Here is a 26,552-nt window from a genome sequence, read left to right as displayed (position 1 = left end):
CCTGTGCAATCCGCCCTGAACCCGATGTCACGCCTGAAACCGGCCAAACACTGCCGAGGCGACCGTCGTCGGGAGAGACGGATACGTTCGGAGAGACGGATACGGGAAGACGGAAGGGGCGGTGCGCGTGATGCGCACCGCCCCTTCTCCGGTCGTCCGGTCAGTCCTCCGAGGAGTCCTCGTCGTCCGTGCCCGCCTTGTCGTCCGCGTCCGTCCCCGGCTTGGGCGGCTTCGGCGGTTTCGTACGACCGCCGGGGGCGTCCCGCAGATACGACGAGCTGTCGCTGCCGTCCGCCGTGGCGTGCCCGCCGGAGCCGGCCGGTCCGCTGCCGCCGTCCCGGCGCCGCAGATACCGCTCGAACTCGCGGGCGATCGCCTCACCCGACGCCTCCGGCAGCTCCGCGGTGTCCCGGGCCTCCTCCAGCGTCTGCACGTACTCGGCGACCTCGCTGTCCTCGGCGGCCAGCTGGTCCACCCCCACCTGCCAGGCACGCGCGTCCTCGGGCAGCTCGCCCAGCGGGATGCGCACGTCGATCAGGTCCTCCAGGCGGTTGAGCAGCGCCAGCGTCGCCTTCGGGTTCGGCGGCTGCGACACGTAGTGCGGTACGGCCGCCCAGAGGCTGACCGCCGGGACGCCCGCGTGCGTACAGGCCTCCTGGAGGACGCCGACGATGCCCGTGGGGCCCTCGTACTTGGTCTCCTCCAGGTCCATCCGCCGGGCCAGGTCCGAATCGGACGTGGTCCCGCTGATCGGGACCGGACGCGTGTGCGGGGTGTCGCCGAGCAGGGCGCCCAGGATGACCACCAGCTCCACGCCCAGTTCGTGCGCGAAGCCGAGCAGCTCGTTGCAGAACGAGCGCCACCGCATGGACGGTTCGATACCTCGGACGAGTACGAGGTCGCGCGGCTTCTCGCCGCCGATCCGTACCACCGACAACCTTGTCGTCGGCCACGTGATCTTGCGCACGCCGCCGTCCATCCACACCGTGGGGCGGTTCACCTGGAAGTCGTAGTAGTCCTCGGCGTCCAGCGCCGCGAACACCTCGCCCTTCCATTCCCTGTCCAGATGCGCGACCGCGGTGGAGGCGGCGTCGCCGGCATCGTTCCAGCCCTCGAACGCGGCCACCATGACCGGGTCGACCAGCTCGGGAACCCCCTCGAGCTCGATCACCCAGGCCTCCTTCCGACGTGCCCTCGCTTGACCACCCAACCTTACGGCGTGCGACGGGGGCGCTCGCAGCCCCCTTGCACGGGGGAGTGAACGGATCACTGCCCATCACAGCGTGGAGCGAAGCCACTGCTCCACGCTCGCGATGTGCACCGTCGCCCACGACCGGGCCGCCTCCGCGTCGCGGTCGCGCAGGGCGCCCAGGATCGCGCGGTGTTCGCGCAGGGTGCGGCTGACCGCGTCCTCCTGGGTGAGGCCGCGCCAGATGCGGGCCCGGGTGGTGGGGCCTGACAGGCCGTCAAGGAGGGAGCAGAGCACGGAGTTTCCCGAGCTCTGCACGATGCCCCGGTGGAAGTCGAGGTCGCAGGCGACCAGCTCCTCCACCGACGGCGCCTCGCCCAGCTTGTCCAACTGGGCCGACAGCGCGTCCAGTTGCTGCTCGCTGATCCGCGAGGCCGCCATCGCCGTCGCGGCCGGCTCCAGGATCCGCCGCACCGCCAGGAACTCCAGCACCGTGTCGTCCCGGTGGAAGTCGACGACGAAGCTGAGGGCCTCCAGGAGGAGTTGGGGGTCCAGGCTCGTCACGTACGTGCCGTCGCCCTGCCGCACGTCCAGGATCCGGATCAGCGACAGGGCGCGCACCGCCTCCCGCAGGGAGTTGCGCGAGAGCCCGAGCTCGGAGGCGAGTTCGCTCTCCTTGGGCAGCCGGTCGCCCGGCCGCAGCGCGCCGGAGACGATCATGCCCTTGATCTTCTCGATCGCCTCGTCGGTGACTGCCATGACCGGCCTCCCTGTCGTTCCGCACCGCTCTCGCGACACCGTTCCCGCACGTCCCACGAGACATCCGATGTCTTACGCCATTATGGGGGTTCAACGGGGTGAACGGGACGGCGAACGCTCAGCTCAGACGCCCGAATCGGCCAGCGCCTCCAGGTCGGCGATCAGCGCCGCCTCGTCCAGCGTCGTCAGCGCCCGCTCCCGCATCAGCACCCGCCCGTCCACCACGGTGTCCCGCACATCGGCGGAGTGCGCAGCGTAGGCCAGCGTCGACCAGGGGTCGTGCAGCGGCCGCAGATGCGGAGCGCCCAGGTCCAGCACGATCAGGTCGGCCCGCTTGCCGGCCTCCAGCGAGCCGAGCTGGTCGCCGAGCCCCAGCGCCCGCGCGCCCTCGATCGTCGCCATGCGTACGGCCTGCTCCGCGCCGACCGCGGTCGGGTCGCCGCCCGCCTTGTGCACGAGCGCCGCCTGCCGCACCGCCCCCAGCACGTCCAGCGTGTTGGAGCTGACGGCCCCGTCGGTGCCGAGCCCGACGGTCACGCCGGCGCTCAGCAGCCGCGGCACGGGCGCGATCCCGCAGCCCAGCTTCAGGTTCGACACCGGACAGTGGGCGACCGAGGTGCCGGTGCGGGCCAGCGCGGCGATCTCCGGCCCGGTGAGGTCCACGGCGTGCGCGAGCAGCAGGTCGGGGCCGAGCAGACCGAGCGAGTCGAGGAGCTCGACCGGGCGCTTGCCGTGCCGCACCTCGACGGTGGCGACCTCGGTCGCGTTCTCGGCCGCGTGGATGTGCAGCAGTGCCCCGAACTCCCGGGCCAGCGCGGCGATCTCGGTGAGCTGCTCGGGGGAGAGGGTGTAGGTCGAGTGCGCGAAGAGGACGGGGCGCCGGCCGGGGCGCGCCGGGCCACGGGCCGCGAGGTCGCGGCGGGCCCAGTCGAGCCGGTCCTCGTAGGGCATGCCGTCGGGCGGCTCGGGGACGTCCATGAAGGTGGGGCCGGAGTGCAGCCGCCAACCGGCCTCGCGGGCCGCCTGCTCGGCCGCCTCGTGGAACCAGTACATGTCGAGCGCCGACGTCACCCCCGCCCGTACGCTCTCCGCGATCGCCGGCCGCACCGCCGCCGCCACGTTCTTGGGCGCCAGCAGCCGGGCCTCGGCCGGCAGCACCCGCTCCAGGAAGCCCTGGAGGGTGACGTCGTCGGCGAGGCCGCGCAGCAGGGTCATCGCGAGGTGGGTGTGCGTGTTGACGAGCCCGGGCAGGACGAGACAGCCCGCGGCGTCGATGGCCTGTGTGGCTGTGAACCGAGCTTTCAGCTCCTCGGCCGGTCCGACGGCGACGATCTCGCCCTCGTGGACGGCAACCGCCCCGTCCCGTACGACGGTTCCGGCCTCGTCGACGGTCAGTACGTCACCGCCGTGCACCAGCAGATCGACACTCACGCTCACGCCTCGTACTCCTCGGCCAGCAGCCGCAGCGCCTCCAGCGACACCACGGCACCCCGCTCGACACCGGCCGCGACGACCTCCCGGTGCGGGTCGTAGACGCTGGCACCGCCCTCGTCCACGAGCTCGTCCGCGTTCGCCCCGTCGACGACCAGCACCCCGCCCGCGACCAGCCCCCGCAGCGAGGCCGTGACCAGCAGCGCGGACAACTCCATCTCGATCGCCGCGAGTCCGGCACCCTCGTAGGAGAACAGCGGCAGCAGCCCCGGCTGGAAAGCGGCCCGCGTCCACACGACCCCCCGGTGGTACGGAGCGTCCACCTCCCGCGCCGCCCGCTGCAAGGCGAACACCGCCTCCGGAGCCGCGACCGCCGGATACTCGGGTGGCAGCAGTTGCTGCGTGACCCCGTCGTCCCGTACCGCCGCCTCCGCGATCACCAGATCGCCGTCGCCGATCCCCGCCTTCATCGCACCCGCCGTACCGAACCGCACGAAGGTGCGCACGCCCGCGTCGGCCAGCTCCTGGAACAGCAGGATCGCGCCCGGCGCACCCACCCCGTGCGAGGCGACGACCACCGGCAGCCCCTTCCAACTCCCGCTGAACACACGGTATTCGCGGTGGTACGACACCTCCTCGGCGCCGTCGAGCAGCGCGGCCACGGCGGCCGCGCGCGCCGGGTCGCCGACGACGACGGCGTGCGCCGGGAGGCCGGTGCGCGGTATTCGGGTGACGGGCAGCAGATCCTGCGTCATGAGGCGACTCCGGGGGAGGGACGGGTACGACGGCGGCGGGCCGTCGTGAGGAAGAGGGCGCCGAGCGTGACGACGTACGGCGCGGCGTCGGTCGCCTGCTGCGGCAGACCGAGGCCCTGGAGGCGGAAGCCGGCCGCCTCGGCGAGACCGAAGAGCAGCGCGGCGAGCAGCACACCGAGGGGCGCGGCCCGGCCGAGCATGACGGCGACGACCGCGATCCAGCCGCGGCCCGCGGTCATGTTCTCGGAGAACAAGGTCACGTTACCCAGGGCGAGTTGGGCCCCGGCGAGACCGCACAGCGCGCCCGAGACCAGCACGGCCGCGTACTTGTACTTCGCCGGCCTCACCCCCAGCGTCGCCGCCGCGTCCGGAGCCTCGCCGACCCCGCGCAGCCGTAGCCCCCACACATGCCGGGACAGCATCACCGCGGCCAACGCGACCGCCACGAACGCCAGATACGCGAGCGGCGTGAAGCCACCGACCAGTGGCAGTCCGGCGAGTGACGGATCGTCGAAAGTGCCCTGCACACCGAAGACCGTACGCAGCAGGAAGCTGGTCAGGCCAACCGCCAGGAGATTCATGGCGATTCCCAGCACCACCGCGTCCCCCTTCAGCGTCACCGCGCCCACGGCGAGGATCAGTGAGTACGCCGCCGACGCGAGCGCCGCCGCCAGCACCCCGAGCCACGGGCTTCCGGTGAACCAGCTCGTCGCCACCGATGTGAAGCAGCCGAGCAGCATCATGCCTTCGAGGCCGATGTTGAACACCCCGGCCCGCTCGCAGATCGCCCCGCCGAGCGCGGCCAGCAGGATCGGGGTCAGCGCACGCAGCGCCGACATCAGGAGATCGGAGTCGAAGAACATCAGACAGCCTCCCTTCGCTTCCCGAACCACCGTTGCGGGAACCGCAGTCGGGCGGCCAGGAACACGATCACGACCGCCTGCAGCACCTGCGTCAGCTCGCGCGGCACCTCGGTCGTCCGCTCCATCGCGAGCCCGCCGACCTGGAGGACGGCGAAGAAGAAGGACGCGATCACCGTGCCGAACGGGGCGGCCGTGGCCAGCAGCGCGGCGGTGAGTCCCGTCCAGGTGTAGCCGGGTGCGGTGAGCGAGCCGTCCACGAAGCGGTACGGGAAGCTCAACACCCCGATGGCGCCCACGAGTCCGGCGAGTGCGCCCGACACGGACATCAACTTCAGGGTCAGGCCCCGGCGTTCGACGCCCGCGTACGCGGAGAATCGGGAGTTGAGACCCGTCATCCGGATCTCGTACCCGAACGCGGTGCGCCGGTCGGTGAACCAGTACGCGGCCGCCGCGAGGACGACCAGCAGCAGGCCGACGGTCACCGTCGAGTCGCCGAACGCGGGCAGCGCCACCCCGTCCGGCAGCGCCCGCGTCTGCGGGAGGCTGGAGCCGGGCTCCTTGAGCGGGTACCGGGCCAGATAGGAGGCGAGCGACACCGCCGGATAGCTCAGCAGCAGGCTGCTGACCAGCAGCGGCACGCCGAAATGGTTCTCGCAGAGGCCTGCCAGCACGGCGTACGCGGCACCGGCCGCCATGCCCGCGAGCAGGGCCAGTACGACCGTGAGGGGCGCGGGCAGCGGCGAGTAGAGGCCGGTCACGGCCGCGGTGATGCCGCCGAGCACCATCTGCCCGTCGCCGCCGAGGTTGATCAGCCCGGCGCGCAGCGGGATCGCCAGCGCGAGCGCCATGCCCAGCACGCTGGTGCCGGTGGTGAGTGTGGAACCGATGCCGTCGGCACCGAGCGAGCCGGTGAGCACGGCCTGGTAGGCGGCGATCGGATCGGCGCCGGTGCCGATGAGGAAGAGGGCGCCGATGAGGACGCCGGCGAGGACGGAGAAGGTGATGGGGGAGCGGAGGACTCCGGATATGCGATGGATCACCGGCCACCCCCGGCCATCGCCAGCCCCAACTCCCGCTCGTCCGCCTGATCCTTCGCGTACGACGCCGTGACCCGCCCCTCGTACATCACCAGCACCCGATCGGCGAGCCCCCGAATCTCGCTCAGCTCCGCCGACACGAGCAGCACCGCATGACCGGCGTCGCGGTAGGCGATCAGCTGGTCGTGGATGTTCTGGATGGCGCCGATGTCGACGCCACGCGTGGGCTGCTCGACGAGCAACAGCGGGGCGTCGTGGGCGAGTTCACGGCCGATGAGCAGCTTTTGAAGGTTGCCGCCGGACAGCGCCGAAGCCGGCACTTCCGTGCTGGACGCCTTGATGCCGAACCGCTCCACCAGCTTCCGAGCGTGAGCACGCACGTCCGCCGGAGGCAGCAGTCCACGCGAGGACAGCGACGTACGGTGATGCCCCATCGCGAGGTTGTCCGCGACCGAGGCCGCAGGCGCCGTGCCCACCGCATGGCGGTCCTCGGGCACGTACGCCAGCCCCCTGGCCCGGCGCTCGGCGGCCGACGCATGGGTGATGTCCTGGCCGTCGAGCGACACGCGCCCCGCCGTGACCGCCCGCAGCCCGGCCAGCGCCTCGACCAGCTCGCTCTGGCCGTTGCCGGCGACGCCCGCGATACCGACGATCTCGCCCGCGCGGACACAGAGGTCCACATCCTGGACGCCATCCGTGGACAGACCGGCGACGTCGAGAACGACGTCACCCGGCGACCCCGGCGCGTGGATGCGGTCCAACTCCACCGCGCGCCCCGTCATCGCGGCGGCGATCTCGTCGGCGGAGGTCTCCGCGGTGACCAGCCGGGCCACCACCCGGCCGTCCCGCAGCACGGTCACCCGGTCGCTGCCCTCCAGCACCTCGCGCAGCTTGTGCGTGACGAGGATGACCGTTCGGCCCTGTGCGGCCAGCGACTTGAGGACCGCGAACAGGGCGTCCGCCTCGGCCGGGGTCAGTACCGCGGTCGGTTCGTCGAGGATGAGCGTACGGGCGCCGCGGTGCAGCAGCTTGAGGATCTCCACGCGCTGCCGCAGACCCACCGGCAGTCCGCCGACCCGGGCGTCCGGGTCGACGGCGAGGCCGTGCTCCGCGGCGAGTTCGCGCACCCGGCGACGGGCCGCGGCGCGGTCCACCAGGCCGAAGCGGCGCGGCTCTGCCGCGTAGACGACGTTCTCGGCGACCGTCAGCGAGTCGAACAGCTTGAAGCTCTGGTGGACCATGCCCAGCCCGGCGGCCATCGCGTCGGACGGGCTCGCGAAGGCCGCCTCCCGCCCGTCGATACGGATCGTCCCGGCATCCGGGCGCTCCATGCCGTACAGGACCGACATGAGAGTGGACTTGCCGGCGCCGTTCTCGCCCATGAGGGCGTGGATCTCGCCGTGGCGGACGGTCAGGTCGACGTCGTCGTTGGCGAGCGTGCCGGGGAACCGCTTGGTGATTCCCCGGAGTTCGACGGCGAGGTCGGCCCGACCGGTGCCCGCGTCGACGTCAGCTCGCGGCGGGGTCATCGACCTTGAGCTTTCCGGCGACGATCTGGTCGCGCAGCGCCTCGACCTGCTTCAGCACGTCCTTGTGGTCGGCGATCACGCACTTCGACGAGTCGACCCCGGCCTCCAGGCCGGTGAGGCTGATGCCGCCCTCCTTGAGGCCGTACGAGACGGTGGTGCCCGCCTTGCCGCCCAGGACCGCGTCGACGCCCTTCTCGACGGCGACGTCCGTGCGCTTGATCACGTTGTCGACGACCGTGCCGGGTGCCGAGGGGCACTGGTTGACGTCGACGCCGTACGCGAACGCGCCCTTGGCCTTGGCGGCCTCGAAGACGCCGTAGTTGCCGGCGGCGGCCGCCGCCATCAGCTGGTCGTAGCCCTTGGAGAGCAGGGAGTTCGCCTGCTCCTTGGCGCGCGCCGAGTCGTCGAAGGGGGACTGGCCGCCGACGAAGCGGGTGGAGGTCTCGGTCTTGGCGGCGACCTTCTTGGCGCCGGCCGCGAACGGGTCGCTGTAGCGGCGGAACTGGGGCGTGTCGAGCACGTCGACCGCGCCGACCTTGCCGGACTTGCTGAGCAGCCCGGCCTCGGCGCCCGCGAGATAGACGCCCTCGTGCTCCCGGAAGACCGCGCAGCTCACGTTCCGATACGTCTTGGTCGTGCACGCGTCGATCATCAGGAACTGCTGCTTCGGGTGCGCCTTGGCCTGCTGCGCCACGAGGTCGGCGAACTCGAAGCCGACCAGCACGATGACGTCCGGCTGCGCGTCCACGGCGGCCTGCACGTTCTGCTGCTGGGAGGCGGTGTCGGTCGACTCGTAGACCTTCTGCGTCCCGTCGTGCTGCTTCGCCGCGTCCTTGATGCCGGTGACGGCGAGCTTCAGGAACTCGTTCTGTCCGACGGCGTCCGGCGTGACCAGCGTGAACGACTTGCCGCTGCCCCCGCTCGCGCTCGTCGAGGCGTCGTTCTTCGCGGCGGCGTTGCAGGCCGTGGCCGCGGTGACCAGCAGCGCGGTGGCGGCGGCGACTTGCAGGGTACGACGGGATCTGCGGTGCATCGGGGACCTTCCGGATACGGCGGAGCACGCTCTGGCGGGAGCGTGTGAGAGCTGAGAGTTCTTGGGGGGACGCCGAGGGGGACGGGTCAGCGTCGACAGCCGTCGCTCGCGCAGTGGCCGTGGTCGAGGAAACGGCGCGTCGTCAGCGGCACGTGGCTCCTCCTCCGTCTCGGCCTGTGGGACACGGGTGTCGTCCTGCGGGATGCAGGTGCTGGACTGTAACACCGGTTTCCGGACACCTGCTCGACTGTCTCGAACTGTGGTTCTTCCAGGTCATGTACGGTGTCGGACACCATCGGAACATCAGGAGTGTCCCGTTATGTCCCAGGAACTGCGCGCCGTCGACTGGACTGGTACCGGTCTCGCGCTGATCGACCAGACCCTGCTGCCGCACCGCACCGAGACGATGGATGTCCGCGATGTGGACACGCTGGTGGATGCGATCCAGCGCCTCGTGGTGCGCGGCGCGCCGGCGATCGGGGCGGCCGGGGCGTACGGCGTGGCACTCGCGCTGATCGAGGGGCGGCGGGAGGGCTGGACCGAGGCCGAGGTGCGCGCGGCCGTCGCCCGCATACGCGAGGCCCGGCCCACCGCCGTGAACCTCATGGTGTGCGTGGACCGGGTCATGACCCGCTTCGCCGAGGGCCTGGACGCGGTGCTGGAGGAAGCCGCGGCGGTCCAGCGCGAGGACGTCGAGGCCAACCGCGCGATGGGCGCGTCCGGCGCCGACTGGCTGCTCGAACGGGTCGGCGAGGACCGGCCGTTGCGCATCCTGACCCACTGCAACACGGGCGCCCTCGCCACGGCCGGCTGGGGCACGGCACTCGGCGTCGTCCGCGAACTGCACGCGCGCGGACGCCTGGAGGTCGTGTACGCCGACGAGACGCGTCCCCTGCTCCAGGGATCCCGGCTCACCGCCTGGGAGTTGGTCCAGGAGGGCATCCCGCACTACGTCCAGGCCGACGGCGCCGCGGCCGGGACGATCCTGCGCGGCGAGGTCGACGCGGCGATCGTCGGCGCGGACCGCATCGCGGCCAACGGCGACACGGCCAACAAGGTCGGCACCGTGGGCGTCGCCCTCGCCTGCGCCGACGCGGGCATCCCGTTCCTGGTCGCGGCCCCCACGACCACGGTCGACCTCTCCACCAAGACCGGCGACGACATCCACATCGAACTCCGCGGTGAGGCCGAGGTGTTGGAGTGGGGCGGGGTGCGGGTCGCTCCGGCCGAGTCCCGCGGCCACAACCCGGCGTTCGACGTGACGCCGGGCCGGCTGGTGACGGGGCTGGTCACGGAGCGGGGCGTGCTGGAGGTGTCGGCGGGGCAGCTGCCCGGCGAACACCTCAAGTAACCGAAAGGGCCCCGAACTCGGGGCCCCTTCCGCATCTCAGCGCTCTGTGAGCTCCAACTCCAGCAGCCACTCCACCACTTCGGTGTGATGCCGAGCCTGCCGCGGATCCGAACCCCACACGTACAGCCCGTGCCCCGCGACGACCACGGCCGGCATCCGCGGGTTCCGCGCCTCCTCCAGCCGGTCGCCCAGCACCTTCATGTCCTGGCTGTTGGCGATGACCGGCAGCGTCACCTCGACGTCGTGGGCCGGCTGCCCGACCCCCTTGAGCATCTCCACGTCCTTGAAGACGATCCCGCCCGGCTCCCGCTTCCCCATCGCCACCGAGGCGACCGTGTGGACGTGGACCACGGCCCCCGCCCCGGTCAGCGCGGCGACCCGGGCGTGCAGCTCGGCCTCGGCGGACGGCTTCCCGCCCTGTACGGCCGCCCCCTGGCCGTCCACCAACACCACGTCCGCCGGGGTCAGTTCACCCTTGTCGTGCCCGCTGGCCGTCACCGCGAGGCGCAGCGGCTCGCGCGAGAGCACCACGGACAGGTTCCCGGACGTCCCCCGCATCCAGCCGAAGGACGCGAAACGTGCGGACTCGGCGGCGAGGACCGCCCCCGCCTCCTCGAGGTCGAGTGCGCTGATGCCGTCGGTCATGCCGTGCTCCTGGAAGTGCTGATGCTGATCTCGTCGAACGTCCCCGCCTCGGCGTGGTCGCCGACGCCCTGCTCGAAGTACGGCTCCCCGGGCCGCCGGATCCCGACCGCGTGCCACCCGGCCGCACGGGCCGCGTCCAGCTCGCCGGGCCGGTCGGAGAGGAAGAGCAGCCGGCCGGGCGCGATTCCGGTGGCCTCGGCGATACGGCCGTACGACTCCGGCTCCTGCTTCGGCCCCGCGTTCTCCGTGTCGTACAACCCCGAGACGAGCGGCAGCAGATCGCCCTCCGGGCTCGACGCGAACCACGCGCGCTGCGCGGCCACCGACCCGGACGAGTAGACGTACAGCCGCACGCCCGCCGAGTGCCACGCGCGCAGGCTCGGTACGACGTCGTCGTAGAAGTGCGAGACGAGGTCGCCGCGGGCGAAGCCCTCGGACCAGATGACGCCCTGGAGGGTCTTCAGCGGGGTCGCCTTGCGGTCCTCGTCGAGCCAGGCGTTCAGGGTCTTCTCGATACGGGCGGCGTCCCCGTCCGGCTCGCCGATCTCCTCCCGCACCTGCGCGATCGCGCGCGCCACGTCCGGATCACCGCTCCGCTCCGAGAGCAGTGCTCCGAAACGAGAGCGCGAGTACGGGTACAGCACGTCGACGACGAACCCCGTGGCGCTCGTGGTGCCCTCGATGTCGAGCACCACGGCGTCCACGTCGAAGTCGAGGCCCCGCAGGCTCACTTGGCGGCCCTGTCGGCCTCGTAACCGGCCGCGATCGTGTCGTAGTCCGGGAAGCGGGAGGCGATGGTGGAGCCGGTGAAGTTGCCGATCCAGCCGTCCTCCTCGTGGAAGAAGCGGATCGCGGTGAAGGACGGGTTGGTGCCCATGTCGAACCAGTGCGTGGTGCCGCGCGGCACGCCCAGCAGGTCGCCCTTCTCGCAGAAGACGGCGTGCACCTCGCCGTTGACGTGCAGGTAGAAGATGCCGGAGCCGGAGACGAAGAAGCGGACCTCGTCATCGTCGTCGTGGGTGTGCTCCTGGAGGAACTTCTCGCGGGCCGCCTTCGCCTTCGCGGGGAACTCCGGGTCGTCGCTGGGGTGCAGGCCGAGCACGTCGACGGTGGTGAAGCCCTCCTCGGCGTTCAGCTTGTCGATCTCGGGGCCATAGGCGGCGAACACCGTCTCGCTGTCGGCGTCGAAGGGGACGTCCTCGCGGATCGGCCACTGCTCGTAGCGCACACCGAGCGGCTTGAGCGCCTCGGCGATCTCGGAGGGGTCCGCGGTGCGGCGGACCAGGGACTCGGGGCCGGACTCGGACCAGGTCGTCAGCAGGGTCATGGGAGCAACTCCAGGAAGCTGGGAGGGAAGTCCGGATACCGAGACAAGCACCGGACGGGCGGAGAGGAAAGGGCGACTTCGGCGAAGAGGGATTCAGCCGCGACACAGCGCGCCGGGACAGCGGCGCATGCAGGGCATGAGCAGCGCGGTCGCGCGAGGGGTCGTCATCAGGGCCTCACTGTGCCGGGTCGGGTGCCGGTCAGCCGATGGTAACTCGCCACTCCGTGCCGACCTGGTGTGACGTAGTCGTTGTCTCAAGGACTGAGAAAGCGCGTTCATTCCTTTGACGCATGGCTGAAACCGTTCTCATGATCTACCCATGAAGACGCTGCTGCTCGTGCGGCGGCTGTACGTGGATTTGCTCCGGTCGACCACGGCCAGCTGTCGCTGACCTCCCCCGGAGCCCCACCGCGCCCTCCCTCCGGCGCGTGACCGCCAAGCCTCCTCGCGCTGGCGCGATTTCCACCCCTGCTCCGGTTCAGGCCACCCCCTTCCCTCCGCTTCCCTCTGCGCGACCCCCTGCACCTGGAGCCCCTCATGTCCCGTATCCGCGTCCCTCTCGCCGCGCTCTCGCTGGCCTCCGTCTCCGCCCTGGTCCTCTCCGGCTGCTCGCAGTCCTCCGACGCCTCGGAGAAGACCGGCGACACCGCCGCCTCGGCCTCCGCCGCCACCGGCAAGAAGCCCGCACCCTTCAGCAAGGGCACCGTCAAGGTCGCGCTGGTCCGGCAGAGCGGCGCCGGCGACTACTTCGAGCAGTGGGGCAACGGCGCCAAGGCCCAGGCCAAGGCCCTCGGCGTCGACCTGACGGTGTACGACGCCCAGGCCGACAACGCCAAGCAGGCCACGGACCTCTCCTCGGCGATCAACTCCGGCGCGCAGGCGATCATCATCGACCACGGCTTCCCGGCGACCATCCAGCCGGAGATCGACAAGGCTGTGAAGAAGGGCATCAAGGTCGTCGTCTACGACGTCGAGACCAAGACCAAGGGCGTCGTCTCCACCGAGCAGGACGACGCCAGCATGGCCCAGGCCGTGCTCGACGTCATGGCGAAGTCGGTCGGCAAGAACGCCAAGGTCGGCTACGTCAACGTGGCCGGCTACGCCGCCCTCGACAAGCGCAACACCGTCTGGGCGAAGGAACTCGCCGCACAGGGCTGGAAGCAGCAGTTCAAGGTCGGCAAGGTCACCGACTCCACGGCCACCGACAACGTTCCCCTGGTCTCCGCCGCGCTCACCCAGCACTCCGACGTGACCGGCATCTTCGCCCCCTACGACGAGCTGGCCAAGGGCACCGTCCTCGCCGTGCAGAACAAGAAGCTGCAGGACAAGGTGAAGGTCTTCGGCGCGGACGTCTCCAACGCCGACATCCAGAACATGACCGCGGCGAACAGCCCGTGGGTCGCCACGGCGGGCACCGACCCGTCCGCGGTCGGCGCCGCCGTCGTCCGCACCGCAGCCCTGGAACTGGCCGGACAGCTCAACAAGGACACCGTGTCCTTCCCGGCCGTCGCCATCACCCAGGACTTCCTGCGCAAGAACAAGATCGAGAACATGGACCAGCTGCGCACCGCGCTGCCTGCACTGAACCTCTCCAAGGTCAGCACCGCGGACTGGATTCCCAATGTCGCCCACTGAGGCTTCCCTTGAAGAGGTGCCCGCCGTCGGCCTGACCGACGTCAGCATGGCCTTCGGCGGCAAGACGGTGCTCGCCTCCGTCTCGCTGGACATCGCACCGGGCAGCGTGGTCGCGCTGCTCGGCGCGAACGGCGCCGGCAAGTCCACGCTCATCAAGATCCTGTCGGGCGTGCACACGGACCACGGCGGAGAGGTGCGGGTCGCAGGGGAGCCCGCAGCTCTCCAGTCGCCGCTCGCCGCCCGGCAGTTGGGCATCCAGACGGTGCACCAGCGCATCGGCGAGGGCATCGTGCCCGGCCTCACGGTCGCCGAGAACCTGGTCTTCGAGGAACTGGCGCAGAAGCGCGGCAACCCGTTCCTCAACAGCGGCAAGGTCCTGGCCCGCGCCCGCGAGATCCAGGCGGGCCTCGGCCTCGACTGGAGCGACGCCCTGTTGAAGAAGGACGTCGGCGAACTCGGCATCTCCGACCGCCAGTTGCTCATCCTGGCCCGCGCCCTGGCCACCCGCCCGCGCCTGCTGATCCTCGACGAGCCGACCTCCGCGCTCTCCGCCGCCGAGGCGGAGCGCCTGTTCGCGCTCGTCGAGAAGATGCGCGACGACGGCATCGCGGTCCTCTACGTCTCCCACCGCCTCGGCGAGATCGACGCGCTCGCCGACCGCCTGGTCGTCCTGCGGGACGGCCGTCTCACCGAGGACCAGGCCAGGCCCTTCGACTGGGACGCGGCCCTGCGCGCGATGCTCGCCCAGGCCCAGGAGGCCACCACGGCCCGCCCGGTCCGCGAGGGCGCCGAAGGCGAAGTCGTCCTCTCCCTCCGAGGTGTACGACTCTTCGACGGCCGCGCCCCCCTCGACCTCGACCTCCGCACCGGCGAAGTCACCGGAGTGGTGGGCCTGTTGGGCGCCGGCAAGACCGAGCTGGCCCGGGGCCTGTTCGGTGCCGAACCGTTCGCCGAGGGCAGGGTGGAGCTGGACGGCAAGCCGTACGAGCCGAAGCGGCCCGCCGACGCCATCCGCGGCGGCATCCACCTGGTCCCCGAGGACCGGCACGCGGACGCCCTCGTCCCCGGCTGGTCGCTGGCGCAGAACATCTCACTGCCGTTCCTGAAGTCCTTGTCCCGAGCGGGACTCGTGAGCCACTCGCGCGAGGACGCCCTGGGCCGCGAGACGATCGAGGCCCTCGGCGTCGTCGCCCGCGACGAGCACAGCACCGTGGAGGAGCTGTCCGGCGGCAACCAGCAGAAGGTCGTCGTCGGCCGTTGGCTCGCCGAGACCCCCCGTGTCCTGATCCTGGACGAACCGTTCCGAGGCGTGGACATCGGCGCCCGCCGGGACATCGGCCGCCGCGCCCGCGCCCTGGCCGCCGAGGGCGCGGCGGTCCTCGTCCTGTCCGCCGACGTCGACGAGATCCTGGAGATCGCCGACCGGGTCGTCGTACTGGCCGCCGGTGAGATCCACCTCGACGCGTACGGCGAGGACGCGGAGCGCGACCGCGTCATCCAGACCATCTCGGCGTCGGTGTGAAGCCCGCCGCTGCCGCCGCCGAAGGCTGAAGGAAGCACCCATGACCACCACCCAGAGCACCGAGACCCCGGCGAAGGCGGCGACCCCGCCCACCGCCACCGCCGCCGTGCGCGTCCAGAACGCCGTGATCAAGTACGGCTTCATCTTCGTCACAGTCGCGCTGTTCCTCTACTTCGCGCTGAGCGAGGGCTCGTTCCGCGAGTCGGCGACGCTCCTCGACACGTTGAGATACGTCTCCGTGGCAGCCATCCTCGGCCTGGGCGTGACGCTCACCATGGCCGTGGGCGGAATGGACATGTCGGTGGGCGCGGTAGCCGGACTGGGCGTGTCCGTCGCCGCCCAGACGATGGTCGTCTACAACCAGATCGGCACGGTCGCGATCATCGCGGTCCTGGCGGCAGGCGCCCTCGCAGGCCTCCTGAACGCCCTCCTGATCGTCGTACTCAAGATCCCCGACATGCTCGCCACGCTCGGCACCATGTTCGTGATCCAGGGCAGCAAACTCATCCTGGTCGACGGCCAGTCCATCACCCCCGGCATGACCCTGGACGACGGCACCACGGCCCCCGGCAAGTTCACGGCCGGCTTCCTGAAGATCGACCGGGGCACGGTCCTCGGCATCCCCGTCTCGGTGCTGATCTTCGGCGGCCTGACCGTCGCCGCCTGGGTGTTCCTGGCCCGCACCCGCTGGGGCCGCATCCTGTACGCCATCGGCGCCAACCCCGAGGCCTCCCGCCTGGCCGGCATCCGCGTCGGCGCCTACCGCGCCCTGGCCTACGTCATCTCCGGCGTCCTCGCCTCCATCGGCGGCCTGATCCTGGCCTCCCGCATCGGCCAGGGGGATGTCTCGGCCGGAACCTCCCAGCTCCTGGAAGCGGTGGCGGTCGCCCTGGTCGGCACCTCGGTCCTCGGCCGGGGCCGCCCGAACGTCTGGGGCACGGCCCTCGGCGCGGTCCTGATCGGCATCATCACCACCGGCCTGACCATCAAGGGCCTGCCGTACTACACCCAGGACGTGGTCGAGGGCGCCGTCCTCATCCTCGCCCTGGTCTTCAGTTTCACGCTGTCCAAGCGCCGCACCGCATAAGGAAGTTCGAGGAGTTCACACGATGGGCTACCGCATCCTGGAGACCGAGGACATCCCCGCCTACCTGCACGAACGCGGCCACTGGGCGGACGTCTCCGACATCCACGTCCGCGAGGTCTCGGACGGCAACATGAACCGGGTCTTCCTGGCGTCCTCGGCCGACGGCACCCGCAGCGTGGCCGTGAAGCAGGCCCTGCCCTGGGTCCGGGTGGCCGGCCCGTCCTGGCCGATGAACCCGGACCGTGCCGACGCCGAGGCCCGCGCCTACGACCAGATCGCGCGCGTGGCCCCCGACAAGATCCCGGCGATCCACGGCTACGACCCCGAGAACTACGCCCTGGTCATGGAGGACATGTCGGACCTGGAGGTCCTGCGCACCCTCCTCAACGAGGGCGCGCCCTACGGCCCCCACACCTCCGCCCGCATCGGCGAACTGGTCGCCCAACTCTCCTTCGCAACCAGCGACTTCGGCATGGACTCGGCATCCCGCAAGGCCCTGATCGCGGCCTCGGTCAGCCCCGAACTCTGCAAGATCACGGAGGACGTGGTCCTCTCCGAGCCGTACATCGAACACGAACACAACCACTGGCACGAGGACTTGACCGACCTGGCGTCGGAGTTCCGCGCGGACACCCGCCTCCGCACGGAGGTCGCGGACCTGAGGCATCTGTTCATGACCAGCGCCCAGGCCCTGCTCCACGGCGACCTCCACACGGGCAGCATCATGGTCGGCGAACGCGAAAACACCCCGGTGGTCCGGGTCTTCGACCCCGAGTTCTCCTTCGTGGGCCCGATCGGCTTCGACCTGGGCCTGTACTGGGCGAACGCCCTGGTGTCGGAGGAACGGGCGCGAGCGCTGGGCACCTTGAGCGATCACGGGGACCAACTCAAGCTCTCCTGGGAGGCGTTCGAGCGGGAATTCCGCCGCCTGTGGCCGACGAGGGTGGACACCTTCTTCGACGACGCGTACCTGGACCGTTTCCTACGCCGAGTCTGGACGGAATCCCTGGGCTACGCAGGCGCGGAAATCATCCGCCGGATCATCGGCTTCGCCCACCTGACAGACCTCACGACGCTCCCCGACCCGGCCCCGGCATCCCGTAGGGCACTGCTCCTGGGCCGCGAACTAATCGTCCGCCGCGAAGAGTTGAAGAACCCGAACGACGTAAGAACGCTGCTGTAGGCGCCCCAAAAGGGGCGCGGGGCTGTGTCGATTTGCGGCTACCGCCGCGTGAGCGCGACCAGCCCCCACGCCCCTTCAGACGAAATACAACCCGTTACTTCTTGTCCAGCAGATCCTGAACCTTGCTGCGAACCTCATCCGTGGCAAGCCCCCGAATGGTCAACGTAGTCCGCCGCCGCAGCACATCATCAGCCGTCTCGGCCCACTCGTTGTCCCGCGCATAAACAACCTGCGCCCAGATCTCCGGCGCATCCGCATGCACCCGCTCGCCCAACTCCGGGTTCTCATTGGCCAGTCGAGCAATGTCGAAGGCCAATGACCCGTAATGCGTGGCAAGGTGCTTGGCCGTGTCGGCGGCCATCCGCGGCCCCGGCGCCGGATTGTCCACCAGCAACCGGTGCGCAACCGCCCGCGGATTGGCAACCCCCGGCAGCGGCAGCTTCTTCGGCAGGGAAGAGATCGGCTCGAAGTCGTCCCCCAGCGGAGCGCCCGGCAGCGACTCCAGCTTCTGCATCACCGTACGGCCGATGTGCCGGAAGGTCGTCCACTTGCCGCCCGCGACGGACAGCATCCCGCCCCGGCCTTCCGTGACGACGGTTTCCCGCTTGGCCTTGGCCGTGTCACCGGGCCCACCCGGCAGCACCCGCAGCCCGGCGAAGGAGTACGTGATCAGGTCCCGCGACAGCTGCTGGTCCCGGATCGAGAACGCGGCCTCGTCGAGGATCTGGGCTATGTCCTTCTCGTTGACCGCGACATCCGCCGGGTCGCCCTCGTACTGCTCGTCGGTCGTACCGAGCAGCAGCATGTCCTCCCAGGGCAGGGCGAAGGTGATCCGGTACTTGTCGATCGGCGTCGCCAGCGCGGCCTTCCACGGAGACGTCCGCTTCAGGACCAGATGCGCGCCCTTCGACAGCCGGATCGACGGCGCGGCGTTCGGGTCCTCCATCCGGCGCAGGTGGTCGACCCACGGCCCGGTCGCGTTGAGCACCAGCCGCGCGTTGACCCCGAACTCGTCACCGGACGTACGGTCGCGCAGGTCCGCGCCGGTCACCCGCCCCTTGGTGAACCGCAGCCCGGTCACCTCGGCGTGGTTCAGCACCACCGCACCCGCCTCGACGGCCGCACGGACCGTCATCAGCGCCATGCGCGCGTCGTTCATCTGGTCGTCGCCGTAGACCGCGACGGCCTTGAGGTTGTCGGTGCGCAGCTCGGGCACGTCCTGCGCCGCCTTCGCGGGGGACAGGAGGTGACCGACGCCGTCACCGAAAGCCGACAGCGCGGAGTAGGCGAAGACGCCCGCTCCGAGCTTCGCAGCGCCGTGCGGCCCGCCCTTGTACACGGGGAGGTAGAACGTGAGCGGGTTCGCCAGGTGGGGAGCCACCTGACGGGAGACCGCACGGCGCTCGAAGTGGTTCTCCGCCACCAGCTTCACCGCGCCGGTCTGCAGGTAGCGCAGACCGCCGTGGAGCAGCTTGGAGGAGGCGGAAGAGGTGGCGCCGGCGAAGTCGCCGGCGTCGACCAGAGCCACCCTCAGGCCGGACTGCGCGGCGTGCCAGGCGGTGGAGATGCCCAGGATGCCGCCGCCGATGACAAGAAGGTCGTACGACGCCTTGGCGAGCTGCTCGCGGGTCTCGGCGCGGCTCGGGTTGGAGCCGGAGGCCGGGCGCGTACCGAGGGCAGGCACGGACTGGAGGGTGGTCTGACTGGTCATTTCGGGTTCTTACTCCTCATCAGAGCCGTCCGAGCAGGGGAGGTGCTCGTCAGCTCTCGTCCTCGATCCAGCCCATGGTCCGCTCGACGGCCTTGAGCCAGGTCTTGTACTCACGGTCGCGGGTCTCCGCGTCCATGCGGGGGGTCCACTCGGCGGCCCGGCGCCAGTTGGCACGCAGGTCGTCGGTGCTGGTCCAGAAGCCGACGGCGAGACCGGCGGCGTAGGCGGCGCCGAGGCAGGTGGTCTCGGCGACCATCGGGCGCACCACCGGGGCGTCCAGGAAGTCCGAGAGGGTCTGCATCAGCAGGTTGTTGGAGGTCATGCCGCCGTCGACCTTGAGGGCCGTGAGCTCGACGCCCGAGTCCTTGGTCATGGCGTCCGTGATCTCACGGGTCTGCCAGGCGGTGGCCTCCAGGACGGCGCGCGCGAGGTGCGCCTTGGTGACGTACCGGGTGAGGCCGGCGATCACACCGCGGGCGTCGGAGCGCCAGTGCGGGGCGAACAGACCGGAGAAGGCAGGCACGAAGTAGGCGCCGCCGTTGTCCTCGACGGAGAGCGCGAGCGTCTCGATCTCGGCGGCGGTGGAGATCAGGCCCATCTGGTCGCGCATCCACTGCACCAGCGAACCGGTGACGGCGATGGAGCCCTCCAGCGCGTAGACCGGGGTCTGGTCGCCGATGCGGTAGCCGACGGTGGTGAGCAGGCCGGAGTACGAGTTGATGATCTTCTCGCCGGTGTTCATGAGCATGAACGTGCCGGTGCCGTACGTCGACTTGGCCTCGCCCTCCGCGAAACAGGTCTGGCCGAACAGGGCCGCCTGCTGGTCGCCGAGCGCGGAGGCGACCGGGATGCCGCCGAGCAGCTCGCCCAGCTTGCCGCCCTTGATCTCGCCGTAGACCTCGGCGGAGGAGCGGATCTCCGGCAGCATCGCCAGCGGGACGCCGATGGACTCGGCGATCTTCTCGTCCCACTCCAGCGTGTGCAGGTTCATCAGCATGGTGCGGGAGGCGTTGGTGACGTCGGTGTAGTGCTTGCCGCCGTCGACACCACCGGTCAGGTTCCAGATGACCCAGCTGTCCATGGTGCCGAAGAGGATGTCCCCGGCCTCGGCGCGCTCGCGCAGACCCTCGACGTTGTCGAGCAGCCAGCGGGCCTTCGGGCCGGCGAAGTACGAGGCCAGCGGCAGGCCGGTCTCGCGGCGGAAGCGGTCCTGGCCGACGTTGCGCCCGAGTTCCTTGCACAGGGCGTCGGTGCGGGTGTCCTGCCAGACGATGGCGTTGTGGACGGGCTCACCGGTGTTCTTGTCCCACAGCAGCGTGGTCTCACGCTGGTTGGTGATGCCGATGGCCTTGATGTCGTCACGGGTGATGCCGGCCTTCTGGATGGCTCCGGCGACGACTTCCTGGACGTTGGTCCAGATCTCGTTGGCGTTGTGCTCGACCCAGCCCGGCTTCGGGAAGATCTGCTCGTGCTCCTTCTGGTCGACGGAGACGATACGTCCGTCGCGGTCGAAGACGATGCAGCGGCTGGAGGTCGTGCCCTGGTCGATGGCGGCGATGAAGGGGCCGGCGGTGTGCGCGTCGGTCACTGTGTGCTCCTGGGGTTCCGTGAGTTGGGGGGAGGGTCTACCGAGTTGCTTTAAGCAAAAGCGACGTTGTAGATGCCTGCAGCGATGGCGCCGCCGATCAGCGGACCGACCACCGGCACCCAGGCGTAGCTCCAGTCGGAACCGCCCTTGTTGGGCAGGGGGAGCAGCGCGTGCACGATGCGCGGGCCCAGGTCACGGGCCGGGTTGATCGCGTAGCCGGTCGGGCCGCCGAGGGACAGACCGATGGAGACCACCACGAGGGCGGTCATCAGACCGCCGAGGGCGCCCAGGCCCTTGCCCGAGTCGTTGAGGCCCTGCGTGAGAACCGCGAGGAGCAGCACCATCGTGCCGATGACCTCGGTGGCGACGTTCTGCCAGGCGACGCGGACCTCGGGGCCGGTGGAGAAGATGCCCAGCACCGGGCCGGCGCCCGCCTCCTGGGCCTCGACGGCCTTGGCCTTCGTGGCCTGCGCGCCCGGACCGCCGACGATCTCCTTGTCGGTGAGGTGCGCGTGGAACTGGCCGTAGTAGGCGACCCAGACGAGCGCCGCGCCGATCATGGCGCCGAGCATCTGCCCGCCCCAGTAGATCGGGACGTCGCTCCAGGAGATGCCGTCCTTCTTGAGCGCGAGGGCGAGCGTCACGGCCGGGTTGAGGTGGGCGCCCGAGAGGGGCCCGGAGATGTAGACGGCCGTCAGTACGGCGAAACCCCACCCGAAGGTGATGGCGAGCCAGCCGGCGTTGCGGGCCTTGGAGGCCTTCAGCGTCACGGCGGCGCAGACGCCGCCGCCGAGCAGGATGAGTATGGCGGTACCGATGGTCTCGCCGATGAAGATGTCGGAGCTGGACACCCGCGACTCCTTTGTCCTTCGTCCAGGGGACCGAACCCCGGGTCCCTCCGGGAGTTCGAGCTGCCCTCGGGGGTGAGAGCGTTGCCGGCCCTTGGCGTTGTCACACTCTAGCGCGTATTGCCGGTAGGTGTTCGACAATGCCGACCGATGGACGGGAGTCTTGCTCCGGCGTTACGCGCACGTCAAGAGTTCTGTTGTCGAAAACACGATCGTTATTGATTGCTGTGAGCTGTCGATCTTGCTGGTCAGCCGCGTACCGGCAGGTAACGGGGGCGTCCGCGCCCGTGGGGCGCTTCGCCCGTTATGTCAGAGTACGACCGAGGCCGGGACGCGCCACCCGCGTCCCGGCCTTTCACGTACGTTTCTCAGACTCCGTTACGGCAGCTCAGAACCGCCCCGCGCCCAGGTCCCGGGAGACCGCGCGGGCACAGTCCCGCACCGCCGCGATCAGCTCCGGACGCAGCTCCCCGTCCAGGCACAGCCGCTCCACCGCACCCGTGATGCCGACCGCGCCGACCGGCATCCGCCGCCGGTCGTGGATGGGCGCGGCGACGGACGCGACGCCCTCCCAGGTCTCCTCCACGTCGGCCGCGTAGCCACGCGCGCGTGACATGTCGAGGATGTGCTCGAAGTCCTCCAGCTCGCACACCGTGCGCTCGGTGAAGGGCTTGCGGTCGGCCTCGATCGCCTCGCTGTGCGCCACCGGGTCGTACGCCGACAGCACCTTGCCCAGGGCCGTGGAGTGCAGCGGCTGCATGGCCCCTATCTCCAGCACCTGCCGGCTGTCGTCGGGCCGGAAGACGTGGTGCACGATCAGCACGCCCTGCTGGTGCAGGACGCCGAGGTACACGCTCTCGCCGCTGGACCTGGCCAGGTCGTCCGTCCACACCAGGGCACGCGCGCGCAGTTCGTGGACGTCGAGGTAGGTGGTGCCCAGGCGCAGCAGCTCGGCGCCCAGCTGATAGCGCCCGGAGGCGTCGTCCTGCTCGACGAAGCCCTCCTGCTGGAGGGTGCGCAGAATGCCGTGGGCGGTGCCCTTGGCGAGGCCCAGCGACGAGGCGATGTCCGAGAGGCCGAGCCGCCGCTCGCCGCCCGCGAGCAGCCGCAGCATCGCGGCCGCCCGTTCGAGCGACTGGATGTTCCGTGCCATCGCCGTACTGCCTCCGTCCCCTTCGACCGTCGACGTAACGTCGTGGATAACGTCGTTCGGCAATGCCGAACACTACCGGTCGATGCCGACCCACCGCTAATGGTCGGTCGGTATCCGTTGCGTCACTGGTATCCCGGGAGAGGCCTGCCCGTCATCCTCGTCCGCCCCCTGGACGCCTATGACCATCCCCGGGGCGACCCGGTTACTCTGGCGAAGTGCGCCCACCGCGGAGAGTTCCACGGGCCGCGCAAAGCCGACAGCCGTCGCACCAGAGGGAGCCCCTTTCATGGCCTCGTCGCCACTGACCCCTTCCGCCGACAGCCGGACCCGTGTGTCCGCGCTCCGTGAGGCACTGGCCACCCGAGTGGTGGTAGCCGACGGAGCGATGGGAACCATGCTCCAGGCTCAGGAGCCGACCCTGGAGGATTTCGAGGACCTCGAGGGCTGCAACGAGATTCTCAACCTCACCCGCCCGGACATCGTCCGCTCCGTCCACGAGGCGTACTTCGACGCCGGCGTGGACTGCGTCGAGACGAACACCTTCGGCGCCAACCACTCGGCCATGGCCGAGTACGACATCGCGGAGCGGGTGTACGAGCTGTCCGAGGCCGGCGCCCGTATCGCCCGCGAGACCGCCGACGCGTACGGCGCCCGGGACGGGCGTCAGCGCTGGGTGCTGGGTTCGATCGGGCCGGGCACGAAGCTGCCGACGCTCGGGCACATCGGTTACGGCACGATCCGCGACGCCTTCCAGCAGAACGCCGAAGGCCTGATCGCGGGCGGTGCCGACGCGCTGATCGTCGAGACCACCCAGGACCTGCTCCAGACCAAGGCCGCGGTGATCGGCGCCCAGCGGGCCCGCGAGATCGCCGGCCTGGACCTCCCGATCATCGTCTCCGTCACCGTGGAGACCACCGGCACCATGCTGCTCGGCTCCGAGATCGGCGCCGCGCTGACCGCGCTGGAGCCGCTCGGCATCGACATGATCGGCATGAACTGCGCGACCGGTCCCGCCGAGATGAGCGAGCACCTGCGCTACCTCTCCCGGCACTCCCGCATCCCGCTCTCCTGCATGCCGAACGCGGGCCTGCCGGTCCTCGGCAAGGACGGCGCCACCTACCCGCTCACCGCGCCGGAGCTGGCCGACGCCCACGAGAACTTCGTACGCGACTACGGCCTCTCCCTGGTCGGCGGCTGCTGCGGTACGACGCCGGAGCACCTGCGCCAGCTCGTGGAGCGCGTCCGCGACATGGCCCCCACCGAGCGCACCCCCCACCCCGAACCCGGCGCCGCCTCCCTCTACCAGACCGTCCCCTTCCGCCAGGACACCTCCTACCTGGCGATCGGCGAGCGCACCAACGCCAACGGTTCCAAGAAGTTCCGCGAGGCGATGCTGGAGGCCCGCTGGGACGACTGTGTGGAGATGGCCCGGGAGCAGATCCGCGAGGGCGCCCACATGCTGGATCTCTGCGTGGACTACGTCGGCCGGGACGGCGTCGCCGACATGGAGGAGCTGGCCGGCCGCTTCGCCACCGCCTCCACCCTGCCGATCGTGCTGGACTCCACCGAGGTGCCCGTCATCCGGGCCGGCCTGGAGAAGCTCGGTGGCCGCGCGGTCATCAACTCCGTCAACTACGAGGACGGCGACGGCCCGGAGTCCCGCTTCGCGAAGGTCACCAAGCTCGCCCAGGAGCACGGTGCCGCGCTGATCGCGCTGACCATCGACGAGGAGGGCCAGGCCCGTACGCCCGAGAAGAAGGTCGCCATCGCCGAGCGGCTGATCGACGACCTGACCGGCAACTGGGGCATCCACGAGTCGGACATCCTCATCGACACCCTGACCTTCACCATCTGCACCGGTCAGGAGGAGTCCCGCAAGGACGGCATCGCCACCATCGAGGCGATCCGCGAGCTCAAGCGCCGCCACCCGGACGTGCAGACCACGCTGGGCCTGTCGAACATCTCCTTCGGCCTCAACCCGGCCGCCCGCATCCTGCTCAACTCCGTCTTCCTGGACGAGTGCGTGAAGGCGGGCCTGGACTCGGCGATCGTGCACGCGTCGAAGATCCTCCCGATCGCCCGGTTCAGCGAGGAGGAGGTGCAGACGGCCCTCGACCTGATCCACGACCGTCGCGCCGAGGGTTACGACCCCCTGCAGAAGCTCATGCAGCTCTTCGAGGGCGCCACCGCCAAGTCCCTGAAGGCCGGCAAGGCCGAGGAACTGGCCGCCCTCCCGCTGGAGGAGCGCCTCAAGCGCCGCATCATCGACGGTGAGCGCAACGGCCTGGAGGCCGACCTCGACGAGGCCCTGCAGGACCGCCCGGCCCTCGACATCGTCAACGAGACGCTGCTGGACGGCATGAAGGTGGTCGGCGAGCTGTTCGGCTCCGGCCAGATGCAGCTGCCGTTCGTGCTGCAGTCCGCCGAGGTGATGAAGGCGGCCGTCGCCTACCTCGAACCGCACATGGAGAAGACGGACGCCGACGGCAAGGGCACCATCGTGCTGGCGACCGTGCGCGGCGACGTGCACGACATCGGCAAGAACCTCGTCGACATCATCCTGTCCAACAACGGCTACAACGTCGTCAACCTGGGCATCAAGCAGCCGGTCTCCGCGATCCTGGACGCCGCCGCCGAGCACCGGGCCGACGTCATCGGCATGTCCGGGCTCCTGGTCAAGTCCACGGTGATCATGAAGGAGAACCTGGAGGAGCTCAACTCCCGCGGCCTGGCGGCCGATTACCCCGTCATCCTGGGCGGCGCGGCCCTGACCCGGGCGTATGTCGAGCAGGACCTGCACGAGCTGTACGAGGGCGAGGTCCGCTACGCCCGCGACGCGTTCGAGGGGCTGCGCCTGATGGACGCGCTGATCGGCGTCAAGCGGGGCGTGCCCGGCGCCCAGCTGCCGGAGCTCAAGCAGCGCCGGGTGCGCGCCGCCGCCGTACAGGTGGAGGAGGAGCGCCCGGAGGAGGGGCACGTCCGCTCCGACGTCGCCGTCGACAACCCGGTGCCCACCCCGCCGTTCTGGGACACCCGTGTCATCAAGGGCATCCAGCTGAAGGAGTACGCGAGCTGGCTCGACGAGGGCGCGCTGTTCAAGGGCCAGTGGGGCCTCAAGCAGGCCCGCACCGGTGAGGGACCGACGTACGAGGAACTCGTCGAGACCGACGGCCAGCCGCGGCTGCGCGGGCTGCTGGACCAGCTCCAGACCGAGAACCTGCTCGAAGCGGCCGTCGTCTACGGCTACTTCCCGTGCGTGTCCAAGGACGACGACCTGATCATCCTGGACGAGCACGGCAACGAACGGACCCGCTTCACCTTCCCGCGCCAGCGCCGCGGCCGCCGCCTGTGTCTCGCGGACTTCTTCCGCCCGCAGGAGTCGGGGGAGACCGACGTGGTCGGCCTCCAGGTCGTCACCGTCGGCTCCCGGATCGGCGAGCGGACGGCGAAGCTCTTCGAGGCCAACGCCTACCGCGACTACCTCGAACTACACGGCCTGTCCGTCCAGTTGGCCGAGGCCCTCGCCGAGTACTGGCACGCGCGTGTGCGTTCCGAGCTCGGCTTCGCCGGGGAGGACCCGAACGCGATCGAGGACATGTTCGCGCTGAAGTACCGTGGCGCACGGTTCTCGCTCGGCTACGGAGCGTGCCCGAACCTGGAGGACCGTGCCAAGATCGCCGACCTGCTCCAGCCGGAGCGCATCGGCGTCCATCTGTCCGAGGAGTTCCAGCTGCACCCGGAGCAGTCCACGGACGCGATCGTGATCCACCACCCCGAGGCGAAGTACTTCAACGCCCGCTGAAAAATCCCGTCCGAGGGCACGCCGGACAAGCCGCCCGGGGCACATCGGCGCACGTCAGGCCGTCCCCTGGCCGTACCCACGGTGTGCCCCGGACCACGCCGGAT

At 70.3% G+C, this 26,552-nt stretch carries 21 protein-coding genes; 6 read left to right on the top strand and 15 right to left on the bottom strand.

Annotation, left to right across the window (positions count from 1 at the left end):
- Positions 1–160: 160 nt before the first annotated feature.
- The 8 genes from ABZ848_RS44340 to ABZ848_RS44305 all read right to left on the bottom strand — a co-directional run bounded on the left by ABZ848_RS44340 (position 161) and on the right by ABZ848_RS44305 (position 8,596).
- On the bottom strand, positions 161–1,171 hold the full coding sequence (locus ABZ848_RS44340) for a PAC2 family protein (RefSeq protein WP_360841339.1): 1,011 nt from the start codon (positions 1,169–1,171) through the stop codon (positions 161–163).
- Positions 1,172–1,276: 105 nt separating this feature from the next.
- On the bottom strand, positions 1,277–1,948 hold the full coding sequence (locus tag ABZ848_RS44335) for a FadR/GntR family transcriptional regulator (RefSeq protein ID WP_360841338.1): 672 nt from the start codon (positions 1,946–1,948) through the stop codon (positions 1,277–1,279).
- 123 nt (positions 1,949–2,071) lie between these two features.
- Positions 2,072–3,379: an amidohydrolase gene (locus ABZ848_RS44330; RefSeq protein ID WP_360841383.1), complete on the bottom strand. Its 1,308-nt coding sequence runs from the start codon at positions 3,377–3,379 to the stop codon at positions 2,072–2,074.
- Between the two features lie 2 nt (positions 3,380–3,381).
- Positions 3,382–4,134 carry a nucleoside phosphorylase gene (locus tag ABZ848_RS44325; RefSeq protein ID WP_360841336.1) on the bottom strand — a complete coding sequence of 251 codons (753 nt, stop codon included), beginning with the start codon at positions 4,132–4,134 and terminating at the stop codon, positions 3,382–3,384.
- Entirely contained in the window at positions 4,131–4,997 is an 867-nt protein-coding gene (locus tag ABZ848_RS44320) for an ABC transporter permease (protein WP_360841334.1), read from the bottom strand. Before ABZ848_RS44320 ends, ABZ848_RS44325 begins: the two co-directional genes overlap by 4 nt.
- A complete protein-coding gene (locus tag ABZ848_RS44315; RefSeq protein ID WP_360841381.1) occupies positions 4,997–6,034 on the bottom strand; it encodes an ABC transporter permease in 1,038 nt (345 codons plus the stop codon). Before ABZ848_RS44315 ends, ABZ848_RS44320 begins: the two co-directional genes overlap by 1 nt.
- Complete coding sequence (locus tag ABZ848_RS44310) at positions 6,034–7,563, bottom strand: ABC transporter ATP-binding protein (RefSeq protein ID WP_360841333.1); 1,530 nt, start codon at positions 7,561–7,563, stop codon at positions 6,034–6,036. Before ABZ848_RS44310 ends, ABZ848_RS44315 begins: the two co-directional genes overlap by 1 nt.
- A complete protein-coding gene (locus tag ABZ848_RS44305; RefSeq protein ID WP_360841331.1) occupies positions 7,544–8,596 on the bottom strand; it encodes a BMP family ABC transporter substrate-binding protein in 1,053 nt (350 codons plus the stop codon). The genes ABZ848_RS44310 and ABZ848_RS44305 overlap by 20 nt, the downstream gene beginning before the upstream one ends.
- A 319-nt stretch (positions 8,597–8,915) precedes the next feature.
- On the opposite strand from ABZ848_RS44305, the gene mtnA reads away from it, so the two are divergent.
- Positions 8,916–9,947: an S-methyl-5-thioribose-1-phosphate isomerase gene (gene mtnA, locus ABZ848_RS44300; protein WP_360841330.1), complete on the top strand. Its 1,032-nt coding sequence runs from the start codon at positions 8,916–8,918 to the stop codon at positions 9,945–9,947.
- Between the two features lie 36 nt (positions 9,948–9,983).
- On the opposite strand, the gene mtnB is transcribed toward mtnA, so the two are convergent.
- Genes mtnB through ABZ848_RS44285 form a run of 3 tightly spaced genes read right to left on the bottom strand, consistent with a single transcriptional unit; the run spans position 9,984 to position 11,919 of the window.
- Positions 9,984–10,592 carry a methylthioribulose 1-phosphate dehydratase gene (gene mtnB, locus ABZ848_RS44295; protein ID WP_360841328.1) on the bottom strand — a complete coding sequence of 203 codons (609 nt, stop codon included), beginning with the start codon at positions 10,590–10,592 and terminating at the stop codon, positions 9,984–9,986.
- Entirely contained in the window at positions 10,589–11,323 is a 735-nt protein-coding gene (gene mtnC / locus ABZ848_RS44290; protein ID WP_360841326.1) for an acireductone synthase, read from the bottom strand. Before mtnC ends, mtnB begins: the two co-directional genes overlap by 4 nt.
- Positions 11,320–11,919 carry a cupin gene (locus tag ABZ848_RS44285; protein WP_360841325.1) on the bottom strand — a complete coding sequence of 200 codons (600 nt, stop codon included), beginning with the start codon at positions 11,917–11,919 and terminating at the stop codon, positions 11,320–11,322. The genes mtnC and ABZ848_RS44285 overlap by 4 nt, the downstream gene beginning before the upstream one ends.
- Positions 11,920–12,456: 537 nt before the next feature.
- On the opposite strand from ABZ848_RS44285, the gene ABZ848_RS44280 reads away from it, so the two are divergent.
- The 4 genes from ABZ848_RS44280 to mtnK are packed head-to-tail and all read left to right on the top strand — an operon-like array spanning position 12,457 to position 17,346.
- Positions 12,457–13,554 carry a substrate-binding domain-containing protein gene (locus tag ABZ848_RS44280; protein ID WP_360841323.1) on the top strand — a complete coding sequence of 366 codons (1,098 nt, stop codon included), beginning with the start codon at positions 12,457–12,459 and terminating at the stop codon, positions 13,552–13,554.
- Entirely contained in the window at positions 13,541–15,076 is a 1,536-nt protein-coding gene (locus ABZ848_RS44275) for a sugar ABC transporter ATP-binding protein (protein ID WP_360841321.1), read from the top strand. The genes ABZ848_RS44280 and ABZ848_RS44275 overlap by 14 nt, the downstream gene beginning before the upstream one ends.
- Before the next feature lie 40 nt (positions 15,077–15,116).
- Positions 15,117–16,163: an ABC transporter permease gene (locus ABZ848_RS44270; protein ID WP_360841319.1), complete on the top strand. Its 1,047-nt coding sequence runs from the start codon at positions 15,117–15,119 to the stop codon at positions 16,161–16,163.
- A gap of 22 nt (positions 16,164–16,185) precedes the next feature.
- Positions 16,186–17,346: an S-methyl-5-thioribose kinase gene (mtnK, locus tag ABZ848_RS44265; protein WP_360841317.1), complete on the top strand. Its 1,161-nt coding sequence runs from the start codon at positions 16,186–16,188 to the stop codon at positions 17,344–17,346.
- Between the two features lie 94 nt (positions 17,347–17,440).
- Here the strand turns inward: mtnK and ABZ848_RS44260 are convergent, their stop codons facing one another.
- From ABZ848_RS44260 to ABZ848_RS44245, 4 genes are all read right to left on the bottom strand, one after another.
- Positions 17,441–19,057 carry a glycerol-3-phosphate dehydrogenase/oxidase gene (locus tag ABZ848_RS44260; protein WP_360841315.1) on the bottom strand — a complete coding sequence of 539 codons (1,617 nt, stop codon included), beginning with the start codon at positions 19,055–19,057 and terminating at the stop codon, positions 17,441–17,443.
- Positions 19,058–19,106: 49 nt separating this feature from the next.
- Positions 19,107–20,645: a glycerol kinase GlpK gene (gene glpK / locus ABZ848_RS44255; protein ID WP_360841313.1), complete on the bottom strand. Its 1,539-nt coding sequence runs from the start codon at positions 20,643–20,645 to the stop codon at positions 19,107–19,109.
- Positions 20,646–20,695: 50 nt separating this feature from the next.
- Positions 20,696–21,496 (bottom strand): MIP/aquaporin family protein, encoded by an 801-nt coding sequence (locus ABZ848_RS44250; protein ID WP_360841312.1) that lies wholly within the window; start codon positions 21,494–21,496, stop codon positions 20,696–20,698.
- A 385-nt stretch (positions 21,497–21,881) separates the two neighbouring features.
- On the bottom strand, positions 21,882–22,646 hold the full coding sequence (locus tag ABZ848_RS44245) for an IclR family transcriptional regulator (protein ID WP_360841310.1): 765 nt from the start codon (positions 22,644–22,646) through the stop codon (positions 21,882–21,884).
- A gap of 286 nt (positions 22,647–22,932) precedes the next feature.
- Between ABZ848_RS44245 and metH the strand changes: the two genes are divergently transcribed.
- On the top strand, positions 22,933–26,448 hold the full coding sequence (gene metH / locus ABZ848_RS44240) for a methionine synthase (RefSeq protein WP_360841309.1): 3,516 nt from the start codon (positions 22,933–22,935) through the stop codon (positions 26,446–26,448).
- Positions 26,449–26,552 lie beyond the last annotated feature (104 nt).

This window comes from Streptomyces sp. NPDC047081 (assembly GCF_040643775.1).
GTDB lineage: Bacteria > Actinomycetota > Actinomycetes > Streptomycetales > Streptomycetaceae > Streptomyces.
Note: the sequence above shows the minus strand (reverse complement) of the source record. Positions and strands in the feature narration are given on the sequence as shown.

Excerpts from the sequence above, each read along its gene's own strand:
- ABZ848_RS44335 (WP_360841338.1), bottom strand. The coding sequence starts at position 1,948 with ATGGCAGTCACCGACGAGGCGATCGAGAAGATCAAGGGCATGATCGTC.
- ABZ848_RS44325 (WP_360841336.1), bottom strand. The coding sequence starts at position 4,134 with ATGACGCAGGATCTGCTGCCCGTCACCCGAATACCGCGCACCGGCCTC.
- ABZ848_RS44320 (WP_360841334.1), bottom strand. The coding sequence starts at position 4,997 with ATGTTCTTCGACTCCGATCTCCTGATGTCGGCGCTGCGTGCGCTGACC.
- ABZ848_RS44310 (WP_360841333.1), bottom strand. The coding sequence starts at position 7,563 with ATGACCCCGCCGCGAGCTGACGTCGACGCGGGCACCGGTCGGGCCGAC.
- ABZ848_RS44305 (WP_360841331.1), bottom strand. The coding sequence starts at position 8,596 with ATGCACCGCAGATCCCGTCGTACCCTGCAAGTCGCCGCCGCCACCGCG.
- mtnA (WP_360841330.1), top strand. The coding sequence starts at position 8,916 with ATGTCCCAGGAACTGCGCGCCGTCGACTGGACTGGTACCGGTCTCGCG.
- mtnB (WP_360841328.1), bottom strand. The coding sequence starts at position 10,592 with ATGACCGACGGCATCAGCGCACTCGACCTCGAGGAGGCGGGGGCGGTC.
- ABZ848_RS44285 (WP_360841325.1), bottom strand. The coding sequence starts at position 11,919 with ATGACCCTGCTGACGACCTGGTCCGAGTCCGGCCCCGAGTCCCTGGTC.
- ABZ848_RS44280 (WP_360841323.1), top strand. The coding sequence starts at position 12,457 with ATGTCCCGTATCCGCGTCCCTCTCGCCGCGCTCTCGCTGGCCTCCGTC.
- ABZ848_RS44275 (WP_360841321.1), top strand. The coding sequence starts at position 13,541 with ATGTCGCCCACTGAGGCTTCCCTTGAAGAGGTGCCCGCCGTCGGCCTG.
- ABZ848_RS44270 (WP_360841319.1), top strand. The coding sequence starts at position 15,117 with ATGACCACCACCCAGAGCACCGAGACCCCGGCGAAGGCGGCGACCCCG.
- mtnK (WP_360841317.1), top strand. The coding sequence starts at position 16,186 with ATGGGCTACCGCATCCTGGAGACCGAGGACATCCCCGCCTACCTGCAC.
- ABZ848_RS44260 (WP_360841315.1), bottom strand. The coding sequence starts at position 19,057 with ATGACCAGTCAGACCACCCTCCAGTCCGTGCCTGCCCTCGGTACGCGC.
- ABZ848_RS44245 (WP_360841310.1), bottom strand. The coding sequence starts at position 22,646 with ATGGCACGGAACATCCAGTCGCTCGAACGGGCGGCCGCGATGCTGCGG.
- metH (WP_360841309.1), top strand. The coding sequence starts at position 22,933 with ATGGCCTCGTCGCCACTGACCCCTTCCGCCGACAGCCGGACCCGTGTG.